The organism is Aureicoccus marinus, assembly GCF_002954325.1.
Classification (GTDB): Bacteria; Bacteroidota; Bacteroidia; order Flavobacteriales; family Flavobacteriaceae; genus Aureicoccus; species Aureicoccus marinus.
In genome coordinates, this window is sequence record NZ_MQVX01000001.1 from 2216728 (window position 1) to 2242107 (window position 25380).

A 25380-nucleotide genomic window follows, 5' to 3' on the forward strand; every position below is an offset into this window, starting at 1 on the left:
TATGAAATCAACGACCAAAATTCAGCTTTCCCTGATGATGTTCCTCGAATTCTTTATTTGGGGAGGATGGTTCGTCACCATGGGAACCTACCTAACGCAAACTTTGGGAACCGATGGTGCTGAAACCGCTTTGGCCTACAGTAGTCAATCCTGGGGAGCTATCATTGCTCCTTTTATTATTGGACTCATTGCCGATCGCTTTTTTAATGCCGAACGCATACTAGGTGTTCTTCATTTGATCGGTGCTGGCTTGATGTACCAGCTGTACAATGCACCTGATTTCGACGCCTTTTTGCCCTATGTGATGGGCTATATGATCGCCTATATGCCAACACTGGCTTTGGTGAATTCGGTTTCCTTCAATCAAATGACGGATCCGGCTAAACAGTTCTCTTTTATCCGTGTTTTTGGCACCATCGGTTGGATTGTGGCTGGACTGGCCATCAGCTATGTCTTCCTCTGGGACAGTGCAGATCAAATCGCAGAAGGAGCACTAAAAAACACCTTCTTGATGACCGGTGTTGCTTCAGCCTTTTTAGGGCTTTTTAGTTTCACACTTCCCAAGACACCACCAAAGGTTAGTAAGGATGAAAAAATTAAAATTGGAGATATCATTGGATTGGATGCTCTTAAACTCCTGAAGGATCGCAACTTCTTAGTCTTCTTCCTGGCCTCCATTCTCATTTGTATTCCCTTGGCTTTCTACTACCAACACGCCAATCAATTCTTAACAGAAATCAATGTAGAAGGTGCTACCGGTAAGATGACTATTGGACAAGCCTCAGAGGTCTTCTTCATGTTGCTTTTGCCCTTTTTCTTTAAACGCTTTGGCTTTAAAAACACCATCCTAGTCGGGATGTTGGCCTGGGCTGTACGCTATTTACTTTTTGCTTACGGAGACTCCGGAGAACTCGCCTTTATGTTGATTGTCGGTATCGCCCTGCACGGGATCTGTTATGACTTTTTCTTTGTCAGTGGACAGATCTATACCGATTCCAAAGCAGGTGAACGCTACAAGAGCGCCGCTCAAGGCCTGATTACTTTAGCCACTTACGGTGTAGGTATGCTTGTCGGATTCTGGGTCGCCGGAAAAATCACCGACCATTACTTGGTTTCTGAGAACGTACACGACTGGCGGAGTATCTGGACGGCACCCGCCATCTTTGCTGCCGGTGTGATGGTCCTTTTTGCCTTAGTTTTCAAAAGCGAAAAAATCGAATACAAATCCTAAATCCATCCCATGCCTAAAAAAATCAGACTGGGGATCGTCGGCGGTGGCGGAGACTCTCTTATCGGAGTTTTACACCGTGTGGCTTCCTTTATCAACGACAACTATGTAATCACTTCGGCTGTTTTTGCACCTGAGTTTGAAAAGAGCATCGAGTTCGCGGAAGAAATCGACATCCCGACGGATCGGATTTACAAGGATTTTGATACCATGATCGCGGAAGAGATGAAGCTGCCGGAAGATCAGCGCATGCAGGTTTGCAGCGTGTTGACTCCGAACTTCCTCCACTTCCCCATGGCCAAAAAGCTATTGGAAAACGGTTTTCACGTGATTTGCGAAAAACCAATGACCACCAATTACGATGAAGCCACTACTCTTCGGGACACCTGGAAAAAGGCAGGAACCGTCTTTGCGGTGACCCACACCTATACGGGCTATCCCATGGTGCGCCAAATGCGCGAAATGATAAAAGCCGGAGAACTGGGACCCATCCACAAAGTGGACGCGAGTTACTACCAAGGCTGGATCAACCCCATCATCCACGACGCCGAAAAAAGAGCCAATACCTGGCGATTAGACCCAGCCAAAGCAGGAATCAGTTCCTGTATGGGAGATATTGGGGTGCACGCCTTCAACATGATCGAGTTTACCACAGGCCTATCGATTCAATCGGTGCTCTGTGATTTCAACTACCTCTACGACGATAATGCCATGGATGTGGACGGCACGGTATTAATCCGTATGGCCAAGCATGTCAAAGGAGTTATTCGCGCCAGCCAAGTGGCTACAGGCGAAGAAAATGGCCTGACCATCAAGATTTACGGTTCCAAAGGAGCCCTTAAATGGGAACAGGAAAACCCGAACTTCCTCTACTACATGCAGGAAGACAAGCCTCTACAGGTACTTAAACCCGGGCATGCTTACAACTCGGAGCTTTCTTTGGACGGCACCAAACTCCCTCCAGGTCACCCGGAAGGGATCTTCGATGCCATGGCCAATATCTATTTGGGTGTTGCTCGTGCAATTCGCGGTGAAGAATACAACGACGGGGAATTTCCGACTATGCGGGACGGGGTGCGCGGCCTGAACTTTATCGAGGCCAGCGTCTTTTCTCACCAAAGAGGAAATGTTTGGATCCCGCTGGATCCAGCCTAGTGCGGGTAAAGCTTTTCGAAGCGTTCAAAGACCACCATCATCGGCACCTTAGGGATTCTGCCATGCTTTGCTAATTGACGAGCCCAAATTTGCCATTGGGTTTTTCGCCAGTGCTTCAGACTTTTATCGCCTTCTCCCTCTAATCGGGCATGTTCTTCGTGTATCGAAAAGAGCGGTAAAAACTTCATGGAAGTGGTCTGTAGAACATATTGCGCATGGCCTTCCCAATCGGTTGCGATGGCAATACTGCCGATATGCGGGTATTCCTCTTTTTCGAGTTGAAGCTTGAGTAAGGCTTGTGAATAGGCTCTTTTGGTCCCTTGACCTAAGCGATCAACGGCACTATTGGCCGCCTCTTCTGTATCGTAAAAATGAAATATTCGCTTGGGACGTGCGGTGCGATATGCAGGATACTTTGCCACAAATTCTTTCCAAAGGGCTTCTGCCGACTGATTTTTCATGACCTATGGGGGGTTTTGTTTTTCTCCTTTTTGTTGTACTTTTCCTTCTCGCTATAGAGCCTTCCAAGCTAATGTAGACGTTAAATTCCATAGATTTCAATATAATCGACAAGCCGTCAATTTCCATGAAGACCATCAAAGGACCGGCCGTATTTCTGGCACAATTCATCGACCAACAACCTCCGTTTAACAGTTTAGATGGGCTCTGCCAATGGGCAGCCGATCTGGGGTACAAAGGCATTCAGATCCCTACCTGGGAATCATTTTTGATCGATTTAGATCAAGCAGCCGGAAGCCAGATGTACTGTGACGACCTCAAGGGGAAAATCAACTCCTACGGACTAGAAATCACCGAACTTTCCACCCACTTACAAGGGCAATTGGTTGCCGTGCATCCCGCTTACGACGTGATGTTTGACAATTTTGCACCTGATGCCTACAAGAACAATCCGAAGGCCCGTACAGAGTGGGCCGTAGATACGGTTAAGAAGGCGGCAACGGCGAGTAGAAGATTAGGACTCAATGCCCACGCTACTTTTTCAGGAGCTCTGCTTTGGCATACCGCACACCCTTGGCCACAACGACCTCCGGGACTGGTCGAAATGGGCTTTGAAGAATTGGCCAAACGCTGGATGCCCATCCTGAATCATTTTGACGAAGAAGGTGTAGATGTGTGCTACGAAATCCACCCCGGGGAAGACCTCCACGACGGAGATACTTTTGAGCGCTTTTTGGAAGCGACCGGCAATCACAAGCGTGTGAACATTCTTTACGACCCAAGCCACTTTGTTCTTCAACAACTCGACTATATCGAATACATCGATCACTACCACTCCTTTATCAAGGCTTTCCACGTAAAGGATTCAGAATTTAACCCAACCGGTAAAAAAGGAGCCTTTGGTGGGTACAACGATTGGGGAGACCGCGCTGGACGCTACCGTTCGCCCGGTGATGGGCAGGTCGATTTTAAGACGATCTTTTCTAAACTGACCCAATACGGCTGTGATGTGTGGGCCGTCATGGAGTGGGAATGCTGCATCAAGAGTCCGGAACAAGGCGCGCGAGAAGGAGCCAAATTCATCTCGGATCACATCATCGAAGCCACCGAGAAGACTTTTGACGACTTCGCCGGCTCTGCGACCGACCCAGAAAAGCTGAAGAAAATCCTCGGGTTATGAAAACACAGTTCTTAAGCACCCTTTTTGCACTATCCTTATTGGTTGTTTCCTGTAAAAAGCAAAACGAAAAACAAGAAGAAAACCCCACCGACACCAAAATAGAGGTGGCCGAATTCCGGGAGCTCTTTGACGGAGAGAATTTTACCGGCTGGAGACTCTACAGAGGAGACGAACCTGGCAAGGCCTGGAAAATTGAAGAAGGGGCCCTGGTATTTTACCCCCCGACTGAACGACCACAAGGCGAAAGCTACAACCTGGTTTCGGAAGAAGAATTCACCAATTTCGAACTCAGTCTGGAGTGGAAAATCCAGAAAAACGGCAACAGTGGCATCTTTTGGGGTGTCTACGAGTCAGAAGAATTTGGCCAGCCCTATCAGACCGGGCCGGAGATTCAGGTTCTGGATAACCAAGGACATCCGGATGCACTAAATGGAGAAGATCGGCAGGCAGGAGCCCTGTACGATATGGTACCCCCTTCTGAAGACCACACCAATGCCGCCGGAGAGTGGAACGAATGCATTTTACATGTCAACCACGAAACCGGACAGGGATGGGTAAAGATGAACGGAAAGTTGATCGTTACCTTTCCGGTAAAGGGCGACGGATGGGATAATCTGGTAAAAGAATCGAAATTTGCGGACTGGAAAGGCTTTGGAGACTACCCCAAAGGGCGTCTGGGCTTGCAAGACCACGGAGATACCGTTGCCTACAGAAAAATTAAAATTAAAGAATTATAACATGAAATACCAACTCCTGCTTCTGCTGGCCGTGGTTTTTATCGGCTGTCAAAACAAGACAGAAGAAGAAGCTCCAACAGCAGATCAATCCACTGATACCACCGAAATGTCATCAGAAAAAGAACCAACCAAACCCGAAGAAACGGAACTGTACCAACCGGTTCCACCTCGTGTAGTGCCTGGCGTAGCCGGGGCACCACCTAGCGATGCCATTGTCCTTTTTGACGGGACTAATTTTGACGCTTGGGAGAGCGCAGTCGACAGTTCTGCCGTGCAATGGCATCTCAACGGAGACGGCAGCATGACCGTCAAAGACAAAACTGGTGACATTCAAACCAAGCAGAGCTTCGGAAGTGTTCAGCTCCATATTGAATGGCGTTCTCCTGCAGAAATCCAGGGCGAGAATCAAAGCCGGGCAAACAGCGGGGTCTTTTTACAAAGCCGCTACGAAGTTCAGGTGCTTGACAACAACGATAACCCGACCTATGTCAACGGCCAAGTCGGATCCATCTACAAACAATCCATTCCCATGGCCATGGCTTCTGTCCCTTCAGGGCAATGGAACACCTACGACATCATTTTTCACGCACCTGAGTTTGACGAGGCCGGTGAGCGCACCAAGGCAGGAACCATCACGGTCATCCACAACGGTGTTCTGATTCAGGATCATTTTGTACTGGAAGGAACCACCGAATACATCGGCTGGCCAAAAAATATTGCGCACGGGAAGGCACCGCTTAAACTGCAGGATCATCAAGACAACAGTCGGGTGAGTTACCGCAACATCTGGGTACGCGAACTATGATTCAATCAATGACCGGATTTGGCAAGGAGGTTCTCCAATTGCCGCAAAAGAAAATTACCCTGGAGCTCAAATCGCTCAACAGCAAAAACCTCGACTTAAACGCCCGCTTGCCCTTGCTGTATCGCGAAAAAGAGATGGAGATGCGCAAAATGCTCTCAGAAGAGCTCTCTCGGGGTAAAATTGACTTTAACCTACAAGTAGAGCTGAACGGGACGGAAGTGTCTACAGAGATCAATAAACCACTTGTAGAGGCTTATATGGGTCAACTCCGCACCATAGCCTCCGGAGATGAACTCAAATTGATGGAACTGGCACTACGTTTACCCGACACCTTGAAGTCAGACAAAGACGAAATAGATCCCGAGGAGTACGGTCAAATTCTGGAGGGACTCAAGCGTGTAATCAGAAAGTTGCAGGATTTTCGTCAAAAAGAAGGAGCCGCCTTGGAAGCCGACTTCCAAAAACGGATCAACACTCTGGAAACGCTATTGGAAGAAGTAAAATCCCTGGATACCGAACGCATCGACAGTATTCGAACCCGGCTTGAAAAAGCGGTAAGTGATCTGCATACCGAGGTCGATGCCAATCGCTTCGAACAGGAATTGATTTACTACCTCGAGAAGTACGACATCACGGAAGAAAAGGTACGTTTGGCCAACCACCTGAAGTACTTTTCCAAAACCATGGAAACCGAAAAGGCCGGAGGAAAAAAGCTGGGCTTTATCTGCCAGGAAATCGGTCGAGAGATCAATACCATTGGATCCAAGGCCAACTTCGCTCCCATGCAGAAGTGCGTGGTACAAATGAAGGACGAATTAGAAAAGATTAAAGAGCAAATGCTCAATGTATTATGAGTAAAACAACGGGCAAATTGCTGATTTTTTCTGCTCCCTCTGGTAGTGGAAAGACAACCATCGTCCAGCACTTGCTTCGCCAGAGCGAACTCAATCTCGCCTTTTCTGTTTCGGCTACCACCCGCGAAAAACGGGAAGGCGAAACCGATGGTGTCAATTACTACTACCTGAGTCCGGACACCTTTAAAGAAAAGATCCAGACCAAGGAGTTCCTTGAATGGGAAGAGGTTTACCCTCTGCATTTTTACGGTACACTGCGCTCAGAAGTAGAGCGTCTTTGGGAAGAAGGGAAGCACGTTATTTTTGACATTGATGTCGCCGGTGGGCTTCGTCTGAAAGAACATTTTCCCGAGCGCACGCTCTCTGTCTTTGTTCAGCCGCCGAGCATGGACACCCTTCGAGAGCGCTTGGAAGGGCGATCCACCGAGTCCGCCGAGAAGATTGAAATGCGACTCGCCAAAGCGGCCCAGGAACTCGAGACCGCCCCTCAATTCGATTATCTTTTGCTCAATGAGGACTTGGAAGTGGCTCTAAAAGAGGCCTATTTGGTCGTCGAGCAATTCCTAAATTCTTAAAATAGTCAGGATGAAAAAGGTGGGCTTATTTTTCGGAACCTTCAACCCCTTACACATCGGCCATTTGATCTTGGCCAACCACTTGGTACAGGAAACAGATTTGGAAGAAGTCTGGTTTGTCATCACACCCCAAAGCCCTTTCAAAAAGAAAAGTAGCCTTTTGGACAACCACCACCGGTACCAAATGGTCTTTGAAGCGGTGGAGGAGTTTCCGCACCTCAAGCCCAGCAAGATCGAGTTCGATCTACCCCAGCCCAACTACACCATCAACACCCTGGTCCACCTCGAAGAAAAATACCCGAAAGGCTATTCTTTTCAGCTCATCATGGGAGAAGACAACCTCAAAAGCTTCCGTAAATGGAAGAACTATGAAGAAATTCTGGCCCGCTACGAATTGTTGGTTTACCCGCGTCTGTCGGAAGGTGTTGTGCCCGAAGACCTACAAGATCACCCGGCAATCCACCGTATAGAGGCTCCCATTATTGAAATCTCATCGACCCTGGTAAGGCGCATGCACAAAGAAGGAAAAGACGTTCGGCCCATGCTGCCAGCTGCTGTTTGGAAGTTTATGGACGAGATGAATTTTTACCGCTAGTTATTACTCCCTCGTTTGGAATCAAAAGGTCACTACCGAGGAACTTGTCATCACTGTTATAATACCAATCGCGTTTTTTAGGCATCTGAATGCCCTTGATGTCCTCTAAGCCCGAAAGAAGAATGTACTCTCCGTCGTTCTTGCTTTCGTCGTGGTAAGCAATCGCTTTTTCTAAGAGCTCCTCTCCGGTTATTTCTTGGGCGTTTAGACTTAACAGACCGGCAATGGAGTAGAAAAGGACTCCCAATAGACCTGCTTTCATAAAAAGGGTTTTGATTATAAGGTAGTCGAAAAGGAGGAAGGTGAGTTATTCGTCCTCGGGCTTATCGATACGGATAGGCTCCACTGTGCTGTCGTGCTCACTGTAGTACAATTCCAACAAATCCATGGCCGCCTCAATCATGTCCTTGCTTTCGCCCAGTAAGGAGAAGTAGAGGGTGGTGTTTTTCGGGCTGGATTCCTCCGTACGCGTCCGCGCAACCTGCTGCTCAATTTTTTCTTCAATCGCCTTCAGGTACTCTTCCTTTTTGTTCAACATGGGCAGAATGCGATCAAAAGACTTGGATTCGAAGATGGAAGAAGTATCGTGAAAAAGGGTCTCCAGCATCTGATCCAGCTCCTGGAGGTCCTTGATTTGGTTGTACTTGAGCTTTTTGTGGTTGTTGAGTACGTGGGTATGACCCAACTTAGCGATGTACTCCAAAGACTGCGCAAAATCCTGCAAGTACCCCAAAAGGTTAATGTAAAAATTACTCGCTGGCTCCACGCTGGCTTCGTCCAGGTTCTTGATAAAATAGAATAACTGATCTTTTAAACCGTCAATTTCTTTGGTGAGCTTAACCACGTCTTTGTTCGCCTTTTTCAGCTCTTCCAAATCGTGTTTCGCCAAGCCATCCACCGCGGCAGTATAAATGCGGTTACTCCGCTTGATCACCTTCGAAATGGTCTTCGCACTTTCTTCAATAACCCCCTGAATCGAACCACTCTCGGCACGTCTGAGCTTGTCTTCCGCCACGTTGTCCTGGCGACTCTTCTTGTGCTTGATGAAGTTTCTTCCCAAAAGAACGGCAGCACAGAAAAGTAGCAATACCAAAGCAATAGTCCCTCCGTAATACAAGAGGGTTGCGATCACACCGGCCGAAACAAAGGCAATAAGGGCCGTCATAAACCAACCGGCAATAACATTCAAAACCCCTGCCACACGGTAAACAGCGCTTTCTGCACCCCAGGCGCGGTCAGCCAGGGAAGTTCCCATGGCCACCATAAAGGTGACATAGGTGGTGCTCAGTGGTAATTTCATAGAAGTAGCGATCGAAATCAAAACACTGGCCACCATCATATTCACCGAGGCCCGAATCATATCAAAGGCTGGTAAATCCTGGCGACGGTTCTTAGGAACCGTTACTGTTGGTTTGGCCAAACGATGACTTACGGTATTGCGAACAGAAGCGGGAAAGACTTTGCTCACACTATCGAACCCGACCAAAACAAACTTTACAATTTGTCGGCTGAGAAAGTTGGGCTGAAAGCGTTCCTCGCCTTCTCCTTCACGCGCCAAGTTGATCTCTGTCTCGGTTACGTAGCGGGCTTTGGTCGAAAGCCACAGGGTAATGATCATAATCAGCCCTGCCGCGATGAGTAACATCGGATCCGTGCTGACTTTGGAGGCTAAGCCTTCCATAGAAAATTCGTTTGCAGCAACACCAGAGGCTTGCCAGGCTTCGTAGGATTCCAGGGCAGCAATAGGGACGCCGATAAAGTTCACCAAGTCATTCCCAGCAAAAGCCATCGCCAAGGCGAAGGTTCCTAAGGTGATAATGATGCGGTAGATATTCCAGCGGAACAAGTAGGTGAACAACAAGGAAAGGAAAGACCAGATCACCACATTAATTCCGATAAAAAGGACGGTTTGTTCCTTGATAAAGAGCAACAATTCTTCTGGAATCAAGGTCGTTCCCTTCAGGCCTTTAACCAGAATGAAGTAATTGATCGCCGTAATCGCAACACCACCGAATACAGCAGCGGCCGTACGGTTTTCTTGTTTGGAATCGTATCCGATCAGCAGGCGCGATATAAACTGTACGATCGCCCCGATCGAAAAGGCGATAAAGACCGAGAGCAGTATCCCGGATATAATGACTAAGGCCTGTTCGTTGTTGATGTACTGCGAGAGGGTATCTAAACCGTCACCCTTGTTCATGATTTTAATGATTGCCATAGCGACTGCAGCACCCAAAAGCTCAAAAACGATGGAAACCGTGGTGGATGTTGGCATCCCGAGGGTGTTGAAGAAATCCAAGAGCAGGACATCCGTGATCATCACAGCCATAAAAATCAAGATGATCTCGGCAAAGACAAATTCACTCGGGTTGAAAATTCCTTTCCGGGCTACCTCCATTAAACCAGCCGAAGACATGGCCCCCAAGGCTATTCCAATACTGGCCGTAATCATGATGGTTCTCACGGCGATGGCCTTGGATCCTAAAGCAGAGTTTAAAAAGTTAACTGCGTCGTTACTAACCCCCACAACCAAGTCAGTGATGGCCAGTACCGCCAGCGCAATTATCATGATAAAGTAAATCTGCTCTCCCATAGTGCTAAATCAGGGCAAAAATGAACTTATAATTTAGCTTATAAGTTAACCTAATGTTACCAATAAATCTCTGCGAAAATAAGGGATAAATAGGCTACAGCCTGTATCTTCACCTACCCAAACACCGGAATGATGGAATGGAGCCGACTACTTTCGCTGAAAAGGCACGGAGATAGCGAGAAGCGCTTGCGAAAAAACCAGGACGAAACCCGCCTCGGATTCGATGTGGATTTTGACCGCATTTTGTTTTCTTCCGCCTTCAGAAGCCTGCAAGACAAGACCCAGGTCATGCCCATGCCGGTCAACACAGGATCAACCAAAGGCTTTGTTCACAGTCGTTTAACCCACAGTCTAGAAGTTTCTGTAGTAGGCCGAAGTTTGGGTAGACTCGCGGGTCAACGTCTTCTTGAAAAATACCCGGAACTCAGCGAAAAACACGGATACCGCTTCAACGATTTTGGGGCCATCGTCGCCGCTGCAGCCCTCTCTCACGATATAGGCAATCCGCCCTTTGGGCACAGTGGCGAAAAGGCCATTGGTCACTATTTCAGCGAAGGTCCAGGTAAACACTACAAAGAACAACTCAGCCCGCAACAGTACCAGGATTTGGTTGATTTTGAAGGAAACGCCAACGGCTTTCGAATTCTCACCGAAAGTCGACCAGGCATTCCCGGCGGTCTGCGATTGAGCTATGCCACACTCGGCACCTTTACCAAATACCCCAAGGCCTCTTTGCCTAAAAAGCCCAATCGCCATATCGCGAACAAGAAGTTTGGAGTCTTCCAAAACAACTGGGCTGATTTTGAAGAGGTGGCCGTAGATCTTGGGTTGCTTAAGCAAACGGATGTTCCTGGATACTACAGGCACCCCCTCACCTACCTGGTCGAGGCCGCAGATGATATCTGCTACACCATAATCGACTTTGAAGACGGAATCAATTTAGGGTTGATTCCCGAAGAATACGCTTTGGAATACCTCATCAACCTGGTGAAAGACCGCATCGATACCAAGAAGTATCATCAACTTCAAAATACCTCCGACCGTTTGGCTTATTTGCGTGCCCTGGCCATCAATTCGCTTGTGGTTGAAACCGTCGACCGATTTATGACGGAGGAAGAACAGCTCCTCAATGGTAAGATGGACATGGCCTTGCTGGATAAGAGCTCTTATTCCGCGCAGATCGATGACATCATCAAACTGAGTGTAGACCGCATGTACCGCTCCACAGAAGTAATCGAAAAAGAGCTAACGGGCTACGAGGTGATTCAGGAATTACTACACCGATACACCGAAGCAGCCTGCCTTTACAAGGATGGAAAAGGAGGCCAGTACCAGGACCTGCTTTTATCGACCCTCCCTCCGGAATTTTGGGCCGATAACAAAGAGAATACGGAACTGTATACCCTGCTGATGAACATGAGTTGTTTTGTCGCTAGCTTGTCAGACAGCGCCGCCCTAAAAAGACACAACTTAATGACAGCCAGATTTTAAGAAAGAAGTTCTTTCCCTATTTCAGAAAAAGACAAACCGGTCTGGTTATTTAATTCGTCCGTGCTGCCGTGCTCGATAAAGGTATCCTGGAGACCTCGCTGAGCCAATTGCCCTGAGTAACCAGAAACTTGTGCTTTTTCGGCTACCGTACTTCCTAATCCGCCTATCAAAGTACCATCTTCCAGGGTCCAGATTTCTGCATAAGAATCGAACACTTCCTGTAATAGAGTTTCATCCAAGGGCTTTAGGAATCGCATATCGTAGAGCCCTATTCGATTATCCACATCATGCTCCTCTAACCACTGACTGAGTTGCTCTCCTAAAGGTCCTAAAAACACCACGGCCTTTTCTGATCCTTTCCTTAAACACTCCCCTTTACCCCAGGGAATCTCCCTGAAATTACCCTTCCAATTCAGGTCCGGGCAGTACCCTCTGGGATAGCGCAAAGCGACCGGTCCTCTTTCTTTTAGCTGGGATGTATAGAGGAGGTTTCTCAATTCCTTTCCGCTTCTCGGCACCCCTATACTCATGTGGGGAATACAGTTCAAATAGGACAGATCAAATACCCCGTGGTGGGTAGCACCGTCCTGACCAACCAAACCGGCTCGATCCAAACAGAATATCACCGATAGGTTCTGCAGGGCCACATCGTGGATGACCTGGTCGTAGGCCCGCTGTAAAAAGGTCGAATAGATGGCACAAAAAGGAAGCAAACCCTCCGTAGCAAGACCTGCACTTAAGGTGACCGCATGTTGTTCGGCTATCCCGACGTCCCAACTGCGATCCGGAAAGGCCTCCATAAAGGGACCCAAAGAACTACCAGTCGGCATAGCGGGGGTTATCCCGACTATCTTGGGATTCTGCTGACCTAACTCCACGAGGGTTTCCCCAAAAACGTCCTGAAACTTCGTTCGACGATCTTCATCAGTCCGCTTGCGCTCTCCGGTACGGGGCTCAAACTTTCCTGGGGCATGGTAGGTTACCTGATCTACCTCTGCAGGGGGTAAACCCTTTCCTTTTACCGTCTTGATGTGCAGTAATCGGGGACCCTTTAAGGTCTTTTGCCTCTTTAATTCGGTAATCAAAGCGAATAGATCATGTCCGTCAACCGGCCCACTGTACGCCAGTCCAAGGGAAGTAAACCACTGGTTAACAAGATGTTGATCTCGTCCTTGTAACAATTCATGTAGGGCTCCCACACTGGGATCAATGCTCATCCCATTGTCGTTCAAAATCACCAAAACAGAAGCTTGAGAAGAACCCAAGTGGTTCAAGGCTTCGAAGGCCATGCCACTGGCAAGCGAGGCATCGCCTATAACCGCGATGTGCTGGCGGTTTGATTTTTTTAGGAGGTCTCCAGCCAGGGCCATCCCTAAGACAGCGGAAATCGAAGTAGAACTATGACCCGTGCCAAAGGCGTCATAAGGACTTTCGGATCTCTTGGGAAAACCACTGAGTCCATTGAATTGGCGGTTGGTACCAAAGGCAGACCTGCGTCCCGTCAGGATTTTATGCCCATAAGCCTGGTGACCAACATCCCAGACCAATCGGTCGTGTGGCGTATCAAAGACCCGGTGCAAGGCGATGGTCAATTCAACCACCCCCAAACTGGCACCGAGATGCCCCCCTTTTTCAGCCACGGCTTCAATAATGAACTGCCGCAACTCCTCGGCTAATGGAACCAAGTCGCTCTCAGCCAATTTTCTCAGGTCTTCCGGCCCGTTGATATGTTCTAAACCCTTTCCCAAAGTGACTGGTAAAATTACGATAAACCCGGGAGTTCCTTCGACTGCAATTCGTAGTTTTAGACCTGTCTATGAATCCCTTTGACCACAACTACTATATGCGAAAGGCCTTGCAGGAGGCCGAAAATGCCTATGCACGGGGTGAAGTACCTGTTGGAGCGATTGTGGTTGTCCAGGACCGCATCATTGGAAGAGGGCACAACCTCACCGAACAGCTCCAGGATGTCACCGCCCACGCTGAGATGCAGGCCATAACTGCTGCCTCGCATTTTTTAGGCGGTAAATATTTACACAACTGCACCCTTTACGTGACCCTGGAACCCTGTTCCATGTGTGCGGGTGCCCTGTATTGGAGTCAAATCAGCAAGGTCGTTTTTGGAGCCCCGGATCTGGAGAGGGGATTTCAGGTGATGGGAGGCAGTCTCCACCCAAAGACAGAAGTGATCAGCGGCGTATTGGAAGAGGAGGCCTCCGACCTACTCAAGCGCTTCTTTATCGAAAGAAGAAAGCGCAAATAGGAAATGCCCAAAAAGAAAAACCCCGAACAAATGTCCAGGGCCTCTTTTATTTATTGATTGTTTTGGAACTTAGTTGATTACTTGCACTTCTGCAGCAACGGTTCCTTTTCTTCCTTCGGTCTCTTCGTACTCGACTTTGTCGCCTTCGTTTAATTGCGTCCCGTTAAGGGCGGTAACATGAACAAAAATGTCTTGTCCTGTTTCATCGTTGGTTATGAATCCATATCCCTTAGACTCATTGAAAAATTTTACTGTACCAGTCATTCTAATTGTAATTAATAAAAACCAAATGTAGTGGTTCTGAACACCCGGTAGGTAAATTCCACTTTAAATTTGAGTAGAATTATTGATTTTCAGTCTTTTCCCCTGATTGATTTTGCATTTTCTCGATGTTTTCCTTAGTTAACATATAATCTTTCAATTGCTTTCCGCGACTTTCTTTAATTAAGAAGAGGGGCATGGCCACCAAAAAGAGCCCAACAGTACCTCCACCGATGAAGCGATGACCCAATAAAACCTGTTCGGATTTGATGCTAAAACCATAAATAATGGAGGCAAAAGAAGCCAATACAACCAGGATAGTGAGATGAGAAAATTTAACGCGCATAATAGATCAATTTTCGCCTGTAGGCAGTCAACATTTTTGATTTGGAAATAAAGCCGTCGTACTTATCGTCTTTGATCACGGGTAAATTCCAGGCACCGCTGTCTTGAAACTTCTTCATCACCGCCCTCATATCGTCGGTTTCATAAAAAATATACTCCGGAGGAGCATGCATCATGTTCTTGACATGCCTCTTGTCGTAGAGTTCTGTCTGAAACATCATCTCTCGGATATCGTCCAAAAGCACCACCCCCACCATTTTTTGTTCGTCGTCCAAAACCGGAAAGAGGTTTCGATTGGATTTTGCCACAGAAGAATGAAGCATTTCGCCCAAAGTCATCTCGGGATGCAGGGCTCTGAAGTTGCGTTCAATCACCTCGTCCATTTTCATGAGGGTCAACACATTCTGGTCTTTATCATGGGTCAATAAGGCTCCTTGCGCCTTGAGTTCCTTGGTGTAAATCGTATAATCCAGGGTTCCCCGGGTAATGAGGTAAGAAATGGAGGCCGTGATCATCAAGGGCACAAACAACTCATAGCCCCCAGTTAACTCTGCGATCAGGAAGATAGAGGTCAAGGGAGCGTGAATAACTCCAGAGATTAATCCTGCCATCCCAATCAAAGTAAAGTGGCTGCTGTAGACTTCTCGGCCAAAGCCCAAGACCGAAAGAATCTGCGCCACTGTATTCCCCAAAGCACTCCCAACCACCAAGGTGGGAATAATGATTCCCCCAGAACCGCCCGCAGCTAGGGTAGTTGTCATAGCAATGGCCTTAAAAAAGATGATGCCCACCAAAAGAGCAATCACTACCCAAGCGTTATCGGTATAGGCATCAAATGGGGTCTTGCCTAAAGCCGCCAAAGCGTCCCCAGCCAATAGGTTATTGATCAGCCCGAAACCTTCTCCGTATAAAGGAGGTATGGTATAGAGTAAGAGTCCGATCGCCAGCCCTCCGATCAGTAATCGGTAGAGTGGATTCTTCAACCTCGCAAACAACCCCTGTATGGCAAAGTACATCTTGGTGAAATAGATGGAGCCAAAACCCGTCGCAAGGCCCAGAAAGATGTAATACAAGGTGTCTTTGAGCTCAAAACCTCCTTGCAACTGAAAATCAAAGAGCAATTCGTTCCCTAAAAAGAAATAGCGCGTCAATACCCCGGAGACCGAAGCCAAAAGCAGAGGCATGAGTGACAACATGGTCAAATCCAGACTGAAGACTTCCAAAGCGAAGATCACTGCTGCGATGGGAGACTGAAAAATAGAACTAATAGCACCCGCTGTAGCGCAGGCGATCAGGAGCGAGCGCTTTTTGACATCGAGGTGCAAGAGACGACTCACCTGTGAACTCAATGCCGAGCCCGAGGCAATAGCAGAACCCAGTAATCCTACCGATCCCCCAAAACCAACGGTGACCGGAACGGTTAACAAAGGGGTGTAGCAATGCTTTAAAGACAACTTGGACCCCTTCTTTGACAACACAAACAAAATAGACGACACCGCCTGGCTTAGTTGCTCCATATGTACAAACTTTACATAGAGGTGTACGAGAATCAAGCCGATAAGGGGCAAGCCGAGATAAATCCAATTCTGGGTACCTTCAATAGCCGGACGCAAGGCCTCCTGAATAAGGAAGGTGAGGTTCTTGAGGGTGACCGCAATAAAGCCCGAAAGAAAACCTACCAAGACGCTCAATAAGAACACAAAGCCCTTGTCCGATACATTTTTGTATCGCCAGCGGATAAACCGCGAGAGCCTGTTGTGGGAGGAACCGGGCATTAGTCCACCTCCTGGGGATTTAGTTTGAGATTCAATTCATCCAATTGGGCGTTATCCAAAGGTGCAGGGGCATCGATCATCACATCGCGGCCGCTGTTGTTTTTCGGGAAAGCGATGTAATCGCGTATGATTTCCTGACCACCCAAAATAGCGACTAATCGGTCCAAACCAAAGGCGATTCCTCCGTGAGGAGGCGCGCCGTAACGGAAAGCGTCCATCAAGAATCCGAATTGAGCTTCGGCTTCCTCCTTCGAAAAGCCCAAGTGTTTGAACATGGTCGACTGAATTCCCTGATCGTGAATACGGATGGACCCACCTCCAATTTCATTTCCATTCAACACCAAATCGTAGGCATTGGCCCGTACGGCCCCTGGATCCGTTTCCAGGAGTTCCATCTGACCGGGTTTTGGCGAGGTAAAGGGGTGGTGCATGGCGTGGTAGCTTTCGCTTTCTTCATCCCATTCCAAAAGCGGAAAGTCAATCACCCACAAGGGAGCGAATTCATCCGCTTTTCGCAGGCCTAACTCCTCGGCAACCGCCATTCGCAAGGCACTTAACTGCCCACGAACCGGCATGGCATCCCCGGAAAGAATCAAGATCAAATCACCTGCCTTCGCTCCAATCGCCTCTGCCCACTGGGCCAGGTCTTCCGGAGTATAAAATTTATCTACACTGGATTTATAGGTTCCATCTTCGTTGCACTTGACGTAGACCATTCCCTTGGCCCCGATCTGGGGGCGTTTTACCCAGTTAATCCAGGCATCAATCTGTTTACGGGTGTACTGTGCTCCTCCCGGAACGGCGATTCCAACCACCAATTCGGCTTCATTAAAGACCTTGAAGTCTTTGTGCTGGGTCACTGCATTCAATTCTCCAAATTCCATCCCAAAACGAATATCCGGTTTATCGTTACCATAGCGTTTTATCGCCTCATCATAGGTCATGCGGGGGAAGGCTTCCACCTCCACTCCACGAATAGTCCTGAGCAAGTGACGAGTCAATCCTTCAAAAGTCTGCAGGATGTCTTCCTGTTCCACAAAAGACATTTCGCAATCAATCTGGGTAAACTCCGGTTGGCGGTCTGCGCGTAAATCCTCGTCCCGGAAGCACTTCACGATTTGGAAGTATTTGTCCAGGCCACCCACCATCAGCAGTTGCTTGAAGGTTTGGGGGGATTGAGGCAGGGCGTAAAACTGCCCTGCATTCATTCGACTGGGCACCACAAAATCACGAGCTCCCTCCGGTGTAGACTTGATTAAATAGGGGGTTTCTACCTCTACAAAGTCTTCTGCTGAAAGGTAATTGCGAACTTCCATGGCCACTTTGTGGCGAAAGAGTAGCTTTTCTTTGACTGGGTTACGGCGAATATCTAAATAGCGGTACTTCATGCGAAGCTCATCTCCACCATCCGTTACGTCTTCGATGGTAAAGGGAGGGAGTTCTGCAGGATTCAGCACCTTCAACTCGCGCACCAAAACCTCCACTTCCCCGGTTGGAATATTCGGGTTTTTTGAAGCGCGCTCGATCACCTCTCCATGCACCTGAATCACGGTCTCACGGCCCAACTGTTTGGCCTGTTCTAAAACTTCTGCCGGGCTGCGATCCTGATCAAAAACCAATTGGGTAATTCCATAGCGATCCCGTAAATCGATCCAAACGACAAATCCCTTGTCTCTGACCTTGTGAACCCAACCGCTCAATTGTACTTCCTGACCTTGATGAGAAGCCCGTACTTCTCCGCAATTATGGGTGCGATACATGTGCAAAAAATTAAAGCACAAAGGTAGTAAGTAGAAGGTCAAGGGGTCAAACCAGAGTGCATCTTGTCGAAAACTTAAAAGTTAAATTACTGATTACATGGGTTTTAATTTTCTATTGTAAATTTAATGTTACGTGATTGTAAACTATTTGCATATTAATTGTTACCTTTGAATCAACTTGACGTTAAAATACCCGAAATAATGAAAAAGATCATCCTCATAGCATTCCTCAGCCTGGGCCTAGTGGCTTACGGACAAGAGGCAGAAAGTAAATTAGAAAAAGTCGGGAAACTCGTAGAAAAAACAGTTTACCACGAAAACGGCCAAGTGGCCCAAACCGGGTATTTGCTCAATGGTAAACCACACGGTCAGTGGCTACAATACGATGATACCGGTAAGAAGATCGCTGTTGGGCGATATGATGAAGGGGTCAAACAAGGACGTTGGATGTTTTGGTCTGAAGGAACCCTTACGGAGGTCGAATTCGAAAAAAACATCATAAAAAATGTTAAAAAATGGAATAAATCAGAACTTGTTTACGTTGAGTAAATGAGTGAGTGTTTAATACGAAAAGCCCCTGCTTCCATCAATGGAAATCCAGGGGCTTTTTGTTATACCTAAAAGTCTCAATTCAGGGCCTAGGCCACCAGACCCAACTCTTCACGCTCTGCTTTCTGTTGATTTCTTCCTCCTCGTATTCTAATCTTCAATCGGTACACGATATTGAAAAGAACCGGAACAATGATCAGGGTCAAAAAGGTCGCCACGATTAATCCAAAGATGACCGTCCAAGCCAAGGGCCAGAAGATTACGTTATCTCCCCCCATATAAATCTGAGCATCGAAATCCGAAAACAAGGTCATAAAGTTGATGTTCAAACCAATCGCCAAGGGAATCAAGCCCAATACTGTGGTGATCGCTGTTAGGATTACCGGACGCAAACGGGCCTTTCCTCCTCTTACGATCACTTCGGTCACCTCTTCACGGGTCAGTAATACCTCATCCGGCAAACCGAGTTCCAGCTTCTTCCGGTCAATCAGAATCTGCGTGTAATCCAAGAGCACTACCCCATTGTTCACCACAATTCCTGCTAGCGAGATAATCCCCATCATGGTCATCATGATCACGAATGGCCATCCGGTCGCCATCAGACCTCCAAATACGCCGATAAAACTGAGGAAGATCGCCAACATAATGATGGTTGGCTTCGAGATGCTTCCAAACTGGAAAACCAGAATCAACATAATCAATCCGAGACCGGTGAAGAAGGCTCCAACCAGAAATTCCATCTGCTTATTCTGCTCTTCGATCTGACCGGTATAATCAATTTTTACAGCATCAGGCAATCCGACAAACTCTTCCATTTCTAGTTTGATCTTCTCGACAATAGCCCCTGCATCAGTAAATCCTGGCTTTAAAGCCGAGTAAACCGTCACGACCCGCTTACCGTCTTTGTGCTTGATCGCACTAAAGGAAGAGGTGTTGCGCTGTGAAGCCACAGCCGATACCGGTATCTCTTTGATTTGTCCATTCGAAGGATCACGGAAGATGATTCGTTGATCAAAAAGGGCACTAGTGTTGTAGCGCAGATCCTTCTCAAAACGAACATTAATGTTGTAATCCTCTCCGTCTTTCTTGTAAATCCCCGCTTTATCACCGAATAAGGAACGTCTGAGCTGTTGTCCAACCTGTCCAACAGCCACGCCCAATTCTCCTGCTTTTTGGCGATCAACGATCACCTGCATGCCTGGCTTGCCCTTGTTTACATCGATCTTGAGTTCTTCAATACCGGCGATATTCTTGGTATTGATGAATTCACGCATGCGCTCTGCTACGGCAATAAGGGTATCGTAATTCTGACCTTCTATCTCGACGTTAATCGGGTATCCAGCTGGAGGTCCAACGTAGTCTTTCTCAACGGAAATCGCCACTCCTGGGTATCTATCCTTAACACTTTCCTGAATTTCTCCTCGCAGAGCCTCAGAATCCGAACCCTCTCTAAACTTAAACTCACGCATGGAAATGGTGATCTTTCCACGGTGAGGCATTTCTGCGGCTGAACCACCTTCTGTAAAGGGGTTCTCTGCACCTTTACCGACCTGAGAAATACTGGATTCCACCAGGATGTTTTCTTCTTTTCCTTCGTATTTATCACCATTGATAATGCTGTACACCTGCTCTTCAATGGCCAGGGTAATCTCGTTCGTCTTTTCGATATCTGTTCCCTGAGGGTATTCGATGTAGACATAGATTTCTTTGGGGGTGTTGTCCGGAAAGAACTCCACCTTGGTACGCCCTGATCGCAGAGAGGACCCAAAGGCCATAAAGGCCGCAATCAACATCAAAACCGTCACTCCAAAGTAAGCGTACACATTTTTACCGCGCAGCGCCACCTGAAGGACTCCTTCGTAGAAGTTCTCGAAACGGGTAAGCACCTTGGTCTGAAACCAAATGGCCAGGCCACGCAATACAAAACGATAGATCCAGAACATGGCCGCTATCACGATCATCAGCGTACCCAGTCCACGTACCGAACCTCCAAAAATCAGAATGAAAGCTCCGATCGGAACAAAGACAGCACTCAGGCTTATTAGAGCCTTCATACTCATCGCCTCTTCGCCCACCACCATGAATTTAGAAACCAACATGGAGTTCATGAAGATGGCCACGAACAAGGACGAACCGAGGACGACCGAAAGGGTAATCGGGAAGTAAATCATAAACTGCCCCATGATTCCCGGCCAAAGACCTAGAGGAACAAAGGCCGCTACGGTCGTCAGGGTCGAAATGATAATGGGAAAAGCAATTTCCCCGATCCCTTTTTTGGCCGCTTCAGCACGAGACATTCCTTCCTGCTCCATCAGACGGTAGACGTTTTCGACGACCACTACCCCGTTATCCACCAGCATCCCCAGACCCATAATCAGTCCAAAAAGAATCATGGTGTTCATCGTATATCCCAGCGCCGATAAAATCATGAAAGACATGAACATCGACATGGGGATGGCAAACCCTACGAAAAGGGCGTTTCTAAACCCGAGGAAGAACATCAAAACCGTGACCACCAGGATGATCCCAAAGATGATGTTGTTCACCAAATCTTCTACCTGATTCAGGGTAATGGAACTCGAATCGTTGGCAATAGTGACTTGCAGATCCGGCGGAAAAAACTCTGCTTGTGCGTCTGCAACCATTTCACGAATCTGCTCTGCTGCTTTTACCGCATTCGCACCGGAACGCTTCTTGACGTCCAACATGACCACGCTGGCCCCCATTTCACGGGCATAGGTCGTGCGGTCTTCCTCCTTGAAGGTAACCTCTGCGATATCCCCTAAATAAACGGCTCCATTCTCGGATTTCACTACAAAGCCGGTAAGCTCCTCAGGCTTCTCGATTTCACCCAGAATACTCACCGTACGACGTTGACCCGCCGTGATCAAGTTCCCGGCAGACATCGTCATATTTCCATTACCGATGGCTCCTAAGACATCCTCAAAGCTGACTTTAGCCGCCATCATTTTGTAGATATCCACTGCGACTTCTACCTCTTTTTCCTGAGCTCCTCGGATATCGACCTCCTTAATTTCTTTGAGGTCTTCGATTTGATCTTCCAGGTGTTCGGCGTATAACTTGAGCTTATCAACCGGATAATCCCCGGTGAGGTTAACGTTCATGATGGGGAAAGACTCCGCCAGGTTCAAATCAAATACATTGGGGTCGACCTTGGCATTGTTGAAAATGGGCCAGTCTTCTGTCGACTTTTCGGCATCCACTTCATCTTTCACCTTCTGCTTGGCCGATTCCACGGTAATATTCTCATCAAACTCGACCACGATCATTCCGTAATCCTCCTGAGAAGTAGAGGTCACCTCAACGACATTACTCACGTTCTTCAGGCGGTCTTCCAAAGGGTCTACGATCAACCGTTCGATGTCTTCCGCCGTGTTCCCCGGATACAGGGTACTGACATAAATCTTGGTTTCATTCACCTCTGGAAATTCCTCCCTTGGCATCGTGAAATAAGAAGAGACTCCGATGAAAAGGAACAAGCCGATCATCACCCAGATCACTGACGGATTGTCAATGGCCCAAGACGATAGTCTGAATTCCTTGTTGGCGTTTTTTTCTGCTTTATTACTCATTGCTGGTCAATTCAGAGGTGAGAACTTTTACTTCCTGCTTGTCACGTACGCTTCGGGCTCCTTCAATGATGATTTCTGTTCCCTGAGCAATGCCGTCCAAGACTTCGATATAGTCTCCTTGGGTAAGGCCAGTTTTGATCACCGCTTTAGTCACCGTTGGGTTCTTGTCACCTTCCTGCGGCTGAACCACATAGATATACTGCTCCCCCGCTGCATTCTCTGAGACTACACTTTGAGGGATCAAAAGGGCTTCGCCGTTGGTGTAATCGTTGATTCTTACCTTAGCAACCATGTTCGGCTTCACTTTTCCGCCGAGAGCTGGAACAGGTATTTCTGCGCGGAAAGAACGGTTCCCAGGCTTGATGAAGTTACCTGTTTGACGGACTTTGGTCTTTACGGTTTCATCCAAAATAGGGAAGTAAACTTCGACCGTTTTCCCAGCGGTTACATTAGGCAAATGCGCTTCTGGCACATCCACCTCGATAAACATATCCGATAAGTTTACCACGCGGAAGACTTCGGCTCCAGGTCCAGGCGAAACAACGGTTCCCTGATCTTTGAATACATCGTCTACAACTCCGCTAAATGGAGCGACCAATCGGAATTTCCCCAGGGTGCTTTCCATCTGCGCTACTGCATTTTTTTGGGCTTCGTAGTTCGTTTTCGCCTGCAGAAATTGAATTTCGGAACCGATGTTTTGGTCCCATAGACGCTTTTGACGTTCGTAAGTTGTTTTGGCCAACTCCGCCTGGGCTTTCATTTGCGCCAAGGAACTGGATGTACCCCCGTCGTCGATTAATCCGAGGAGTTGTCCTTTTTTCACGCGCTGTCCTTCTCTGACATAGACTTTCACCAAGGTACCGGCCATCTCTGGGTAAACCAACACATTTTGTTTTGTGCTTACCCCTCCTTGTAAATCCAGGTAATGATTGAACAACTGTGGTTCTACCGCCATGCTGGTAACTAAAGGAAGATTTCCTCCTCCGTCAATTGCGGCGATAGCCGAGTCCAATTGGACCAGCTGAGCCTCTAATGCTTTCTTTTGTCCGGAGATGTCGTTGCGCATGGTGCGAATAGCATCGAGATCCTTCCCTTCGATCACTTGATCAACGCTCTGTTCCTCACCGCAGGCGAGCAATCCGAGAAGTAAAAAGAGTGAAATGAATTTTTTCATGATATGGTTTTCTGATTGTGTTTATTTGTTCAAGATGTTCTGTAGTTCTGTTTTGCTATTGATTACCCGCACCATGTTTTGCAGGTACTCTTGTTGTGCAGAGTAGAGCTGGGTTTGTGCTTGACGCAGCTCAAAACTACTGGCAACTCCTTCGCTGTACTTCACCTGATTTTGCCCTTCTATACGCTCTGCCAGTTCCAAGTTTTTCTTGGAAGTGTTGTACTCTTCGATAGCCAAAATGTAATTGCTCTTGGCTGTTTCGTGTTGCAACCAAATGAGTTGTTCGGTTTCTTTCTTCTGGGTCTTGGCCTTCTCGTAGGCAATTTTAGCCCGTTGGGTACTGGCGCTGCGACCTAGTGAACTGAAGATGGGAACACGTAAATCGATTCCCAATACGGAAGAAGCAAACCAATCTTGCTCTCGCTGCAAAAAGTTGAATTGCTCACCAAAGCCTGAAAACCCATAGTTGACAAAGGCATTCAAGGTCGGCAAAGCCCGGCTTTTCGCCAGCTTCAACTCCAGACGACGTTGATCGTTAAGGTTTTCGACTATTTGATAATCGATATTGTTTTCCAGGACCAGATCCGATTCCAAAAGGTTGTAGTTGATCTGGCTTTGGGTCAGTTCGTTTAGCTTATCCGTTAGGACCAATTCAGAACCGACTTCTCTACCCAACAGTACGTTGAGCATTTGCAGGGTGATCTTTTCCAGACGCTCTGCGTTCTTCAGCTGATTCTCTACCGAAGTAAAGGTGATTTGCAACTGGTCAACACTTTCCTGGTCCCCGAGGCCATTTTCAAAGATGCGCTTGGTCTCGTAGAGGTTCTTTTCTAAAGTTGCCAGATTCTTTCTGAAAATGAGTACACTTTCTTGCGCTAAAAGCACATTCCCGTAGGCTTCCACCACCGATTGAAGGACTTCCTGATCTGTTTTTTTCTTGTTGTTTTCGGAGTAACGAAGAAAGGTCTGGGTCGCCTGAACACCAACGATATAAGATCCATCAAAAATCTGCTGTGTCAGGGTCGCAAAAGCCGTAACCGACTGGGGCTGACCAAAGACAACCTCAGCAAAAGTTCCGGGTTCACCCCCAAAAAATTCGGCAGGAATCTGATTGACAGGCTGCTTCAGCTGATTCTGGTAGCTGACCGCGGCACTGATCTGTGGCAGTCCGGATGCAATGACTTCCCATTTCTGCTTCTGGGCGTCGAGCAAATCCCGGTCGGCATTGAGAATACTGTAGTTGTACTTCAATGCATAGTCAATAGCCTCTTGTAGGCTAAAAGATGTAGGCTCTTCTTGAGCATGAGCCTGAAAAAACCCAAGTACGAGGACGAGGGTAACCAAAATGGATCGCATTTATTCTTGGTTAGAGTTAATGATTGAGTTTAATTTTTGTCGACCCTCAGGAGTTACAATCCCGCGTAAGTGGTACTCGAGGAAGTTGTCCATCAATACGGCTTGGGAGAATTCTCCTGTAGAGAAATATTCAGAATCTTTGATGTTGTTGACCCCGGCAAAATAAATGCGAGCGACAAACTCTGCATCCAAATTGGGGCGATAGAGACCCATTTCGACCCCGCGCTGTACGTTCTTCAACACACATCCGTGCATCTTGTCAAACTGCATGGTCTTCAGGCAGCGGTGGACCTTGGGGTAGTACTTTTGTAATTGAAATTGAGGGGAAGCTTTTTCGTCATTCAGATGTCCCATGACGAGCTTTTTGATTTCGTACAGCTCTTCAATGGGATTCTTTTCTTGGGCAACAATCTCGTCAATACCATCCGTAATCACATTGAACAAGTGCATGGTACTTTCTTCAACCAATTTGGTCTTGTTACAGAAGTGACTGTAGATCGTTTTTTTCGAAATGGACATTCTTTTGGCCAAATCGTCCATGGTCACGCTTTTGAACCCCAGGTTCAAAAACATTTCCGTCGCTCTATTTAAAATTTCTTCTTTCACGGGGTACTAAAATCAATGCAAAACTA

At 47.5% G+C, this 25380-nt stretch carries 23 protein-coding genes; 11 read left to right on the plus strand and 12 right to left on the minus strand.

Translation table 11 applies throughout. From position 1 onward, the window contains the following. Position 1: 1 nt before the first annotated feature. Together BST99_RS10375 and BST99_RS10380 are read left to right on the plus strand one after the other, a co-directional pair. On the plus strand, positions 2–1231 hold the full coding sequence (locus tag BST99_RS10375) for a nucleoside permease (RefSeq protein ID WP_105001743.1): 1230 nt from the start codon (positions 2–4) through the stop codon (positions 1229–1231). Between the two features lie 9 nt (positions 1232–1240). After that, positions 1241–2383 (plus strand): Gfo/Idh/MocA family protein, encoded by a 1143-nt coding sequence (locus tag BST99_RS10380; protein ID WP_105001744.1) that lies wholly within the window; start codon positions 1241–1243, stop codon positions 2381–2383. On the opposite strand, the gene BST99_RS10385 is transcribed toward BST99_RS10380, so the two are convergent. Next, the gene (locus BST99_RS10385) at positions 2380–2844 is read right to left on the minus strand and encodes an ASCH domain-containing protein (protein WP_105001745.1); all 465 of its coding nucleotides are present in this window, start codon (positions 2842–2844) and stop codon (positions 2380–2382) included. The two genes, BST99_RS10380 and BST99_RS10385, sit on opposite strands and share 4 nt — an antisense overlap. 125 nt (positions 2845–2969) lie before the next feature. Here BST99_RS10385 and BST99_RS10390 point away from each other — a divergent pair, with 125 nt between their 5' ends. The 6 genes from BST99_RS10390 to nadD are packed head-to-tail and all read left to right on the plus strand — an operon-like array spanning position 2970 to position 7588. Further along, on the plus strand, positions 2970–4022 hold the full coding sequence (locus BST99_RS10390; RefSeq protein WP_105001746.1) for a sugar phosphate isomerase/epimerase family protein: 1053 nt from the start codon (positions 2970–2972) through the stop codon (positions 4020–4022). Continuing rightward, positions 4019–4759 (plus strand): 3-keto-disaccharide hydrolase, encoded by a 741-nt coding sequence (locus tag BST99_RS10395; protein WP_105001747.1) that lies wholly within the window; start codon positions 4019–4021, stop codon positions 4757–4759. Before BST99_RS10390 ends, BST99_RS10395 begins: the two co-directional genes overlap by 4 nt. 1 nt (position 4760) lies before the next feature. Then, the gene (locus BST99_RS10400) at positions 4761–5564 is read left to right on the plus strand and encodes a 3-keto-disaccharide hydrolase (RefSeq protein WP_105001748.1); all 804 of its coding nucleotides are present in this window, start codon (positions 4761–4763) and stop codon (positions 5562–5564) included. Further along, positions 5561–6418 carry a YicC/YloC family endoribonuclease gene (locus BST99_RS10405; RefSeq protein ID WP_105001749.1) on the plus strand — a complete coding sequence of 286 codons (858 nt, stop codon included), beginning with the start codon at positions 5561–5563 and terminating at the stop codon, positions 6416–6418. The genes BST99_RS10400 and BST99_RS10405 overlap by 4 nt, the downstream gene beginning before the upstream one ends. Next, positions 6415–6993 carry a guanylate kinase gene (gene gmk, locus BST99_RS10410; RefSeq protein WP_105001750.1) on the plus strand — a complete coding sequence of 193 codons (579 nt, stop codon included), beginning with the start codon at positions 6415–6417 and terminating at the stop codon, positions 6991–6993. Before BST99_RS10405 ends, gmk begins: the two co-directional genes overlap by 4 nt. Before the next feature lie 10 nt (positions 6994–7003). Beyond that, on the plus strand, positions 7004–7588 hold the full coding sequence (nadD, locus tag BST99_RS10415) for a nicotinate (nicotinamide) nucleotide adenylyltransferase (protein WP_105001751.1): 585 nt from the start codon (positions 7004–7006) through the stop codon (positions 7586–7588). Here nadD and BST99_RS15000 read toward each other — a convergent pair. Beyond that, positions 7560–7850, minus strand: a complete 291-nt coding sequence (locus BST99_RS15000; RefSeq protein ID WP_219843834.1) for a DUF6503 family protein — start codon at positions 7848–7850, stop codon at positions 7560–7562. The two genes, nadD and BST99_RS15000, sit on opposite strands and share 29 nt — an antisense overlap. A gap of 45 nt (positions 7851–7895) precedes the next feature. Next, a complete protein-coding gene (locus BST99_RS10425) occupies positions 7896–10157 on the minus strand; it encodes an inorganic phosphate transporter (RefSeq protein ID WP_245916237.1) in 2262 nt (753 codons plus the stop codon). Positions 10158–10313: 156 nt separating this feature from the next. On the opposite strand from BST99_RS10425, the gene dgt reads away from it, so the two are divergent. Further along, a complete protein-coding gene (gene dgt / locus BST99_RS10430; protein ID WP_105002492.1) occupies positions 10314–11672 on the plus strand; it encodes a dGTP triphosphohydrolase in 1359 nt (452 codons plus the stop codon). Here dgt and BST99_RS10435 read toward each other — a convergent pair. After that, on the minus strand, positions 11669–13420 hold the full coding sequence (locus tag BST99_RS10435; RefSeq protein ID WP_105001753.1) for a 1-deoxy-D-xylulose-5-phosphate synthase: 1752 nt from the start codon (positions 13418–13420) through the stop codon (positions 11669–11671). The two genes, dgt and BST99_RS10435, sit on opposite strands and share 4 nt — an antisense overlap. A gap of 68 nt (positions 13421–13488) precedes the next feature. Here BST99_RS10435 and BST99_RS10440 point away from each other — a divergent pair, with 68 nt between their 5' ends. Beyond that, entirely contained in the window at positions 13489–13935 is a 447-nt protein-coding gene (locus BST99_RS10440; protein ID WP_105001754.1) for a nucleoside deaminase, read from the plus strand. Positions 13936–14004: 69 nt separating this feature from the next. On the opposite strand, the gene BST99_RS10445 is transcribed toward BST99_RS10440, so the two are convergent. The 4 genes from BST99_RS10445 to aspS form a co-directional block, all read right to left on the minus strand. After that, positions 14005–14199, minus strand: coding sequence for a cold-shock protein (locus BST99_RS10445; protein WP_105001755.1), 195 nt, complete (start codon positions 14197–14199; stop codon positions 14005–14007). Between the two features lie 79 nt (positions 14200–14278). Then, positions 14279–14542, minus strand: a complete 264-nt coding sequence (locus BST99_RS10450) for a hypothetical protein (protein ID WP_105001756.1) — start codon at positions 14540–14542, stop codon at positions 14279–14281. Continuing rightward, the gene (locus BST99_RS10455; RefSeq protein WP_105001757.1) at positions 14532–16316 is read right to left on the minus strand and encodes a chloride channel protein; all 1785 of its coding nucleotides are present in this window, start codon (positions 16314–16316) and stop codon (positions 14532–14534) included. The genes BST99_RS10450 and BST99_RS10455 overlap by 11 nt, the downstream gene beginning before the upstream one ends. After that, complete coding sequence (gene aspS, locus BST99_RS10460; RefSeq protein WP_105001758.1) at positions 16316–18076, minus strand: aspartate--tRNA ligase; 1761 nt, start codon at positions 18074–18076, stop codon at positions 16316–16318. The genes BST99_RS10455 and aspS overlap by 1 nt, the downstream gene beginning before the upstream one ends. 201 nt (positions 18077–18277) lie before the next feature. On the opposite strand from aspS, the gene BST99_RS10465 reads away from it, so the two are divergent. After that, entirely contained in the window at positions 18278–18625 is a 348-nt protein-coding gene (locus BST99_RS10465) for a toxin-antitoxin system YwqK family antitoxin (protein WP_105001759.1), read from the plus strand. Positions 18626–18714: 89 nt separating this feature from the next. On the opposite strand, the gene BST99_RS10470 is transcribed toward BST99_RS10465, so the two are convergent. Genes BST99_RS10470 through BST99_RS10485 form a run of 4 tightly spaced genes read right to left on the minus strand, consistent with a single transcriptional unit; the run spans position 18715 to position 25354 of the window. Beyond that, on the minus strand, positions 18715–22218 hold the full coding sequence (locus BST99_RS10470; RefSeq protein WP_105001760.1) for an efflux RND transporter permease subunit: 3504 nt from the start codon (positions 22216–22218) through the stop codon (positions 18715–18717). Beyond that, a complete protein-coding gene (locus tag BST99_RS10475) occupies positions 22211–23392 on the minus strand; it encodes an efflux RND transporter periplasmic adaptor subunit (protein ID WP_105001761.1) in 1182 nt (393 codons plus the stop codon). The genes BST99_RS10470 and BST99_RS10475 overlap by 8 nt, the downstream gene beginning before the upstream one ends. Positions 23393–23413: 21 nt before the next feature. Then, on the minus strand, positions 23414–24748 hold the full coding sequence (locus BST99_RS10480) for a TolC family protein (protein WP_105001762.1): 1335 nt from the start codon (positions 24746–24748) through the stop codon (positions 23414–23416). Further along, complete coding sequence (locus BST99_RS10485; RefSeq protein ID WP_105001763.1) at positions 24749–25354, minus strand: TetR/AcrR family transcriptional regulator; 606 nt, start codon at positions 25352–25354, stop codon at positions 24749–24751. Positions 25355–25380: the final 26 nt, after the last annotated feature.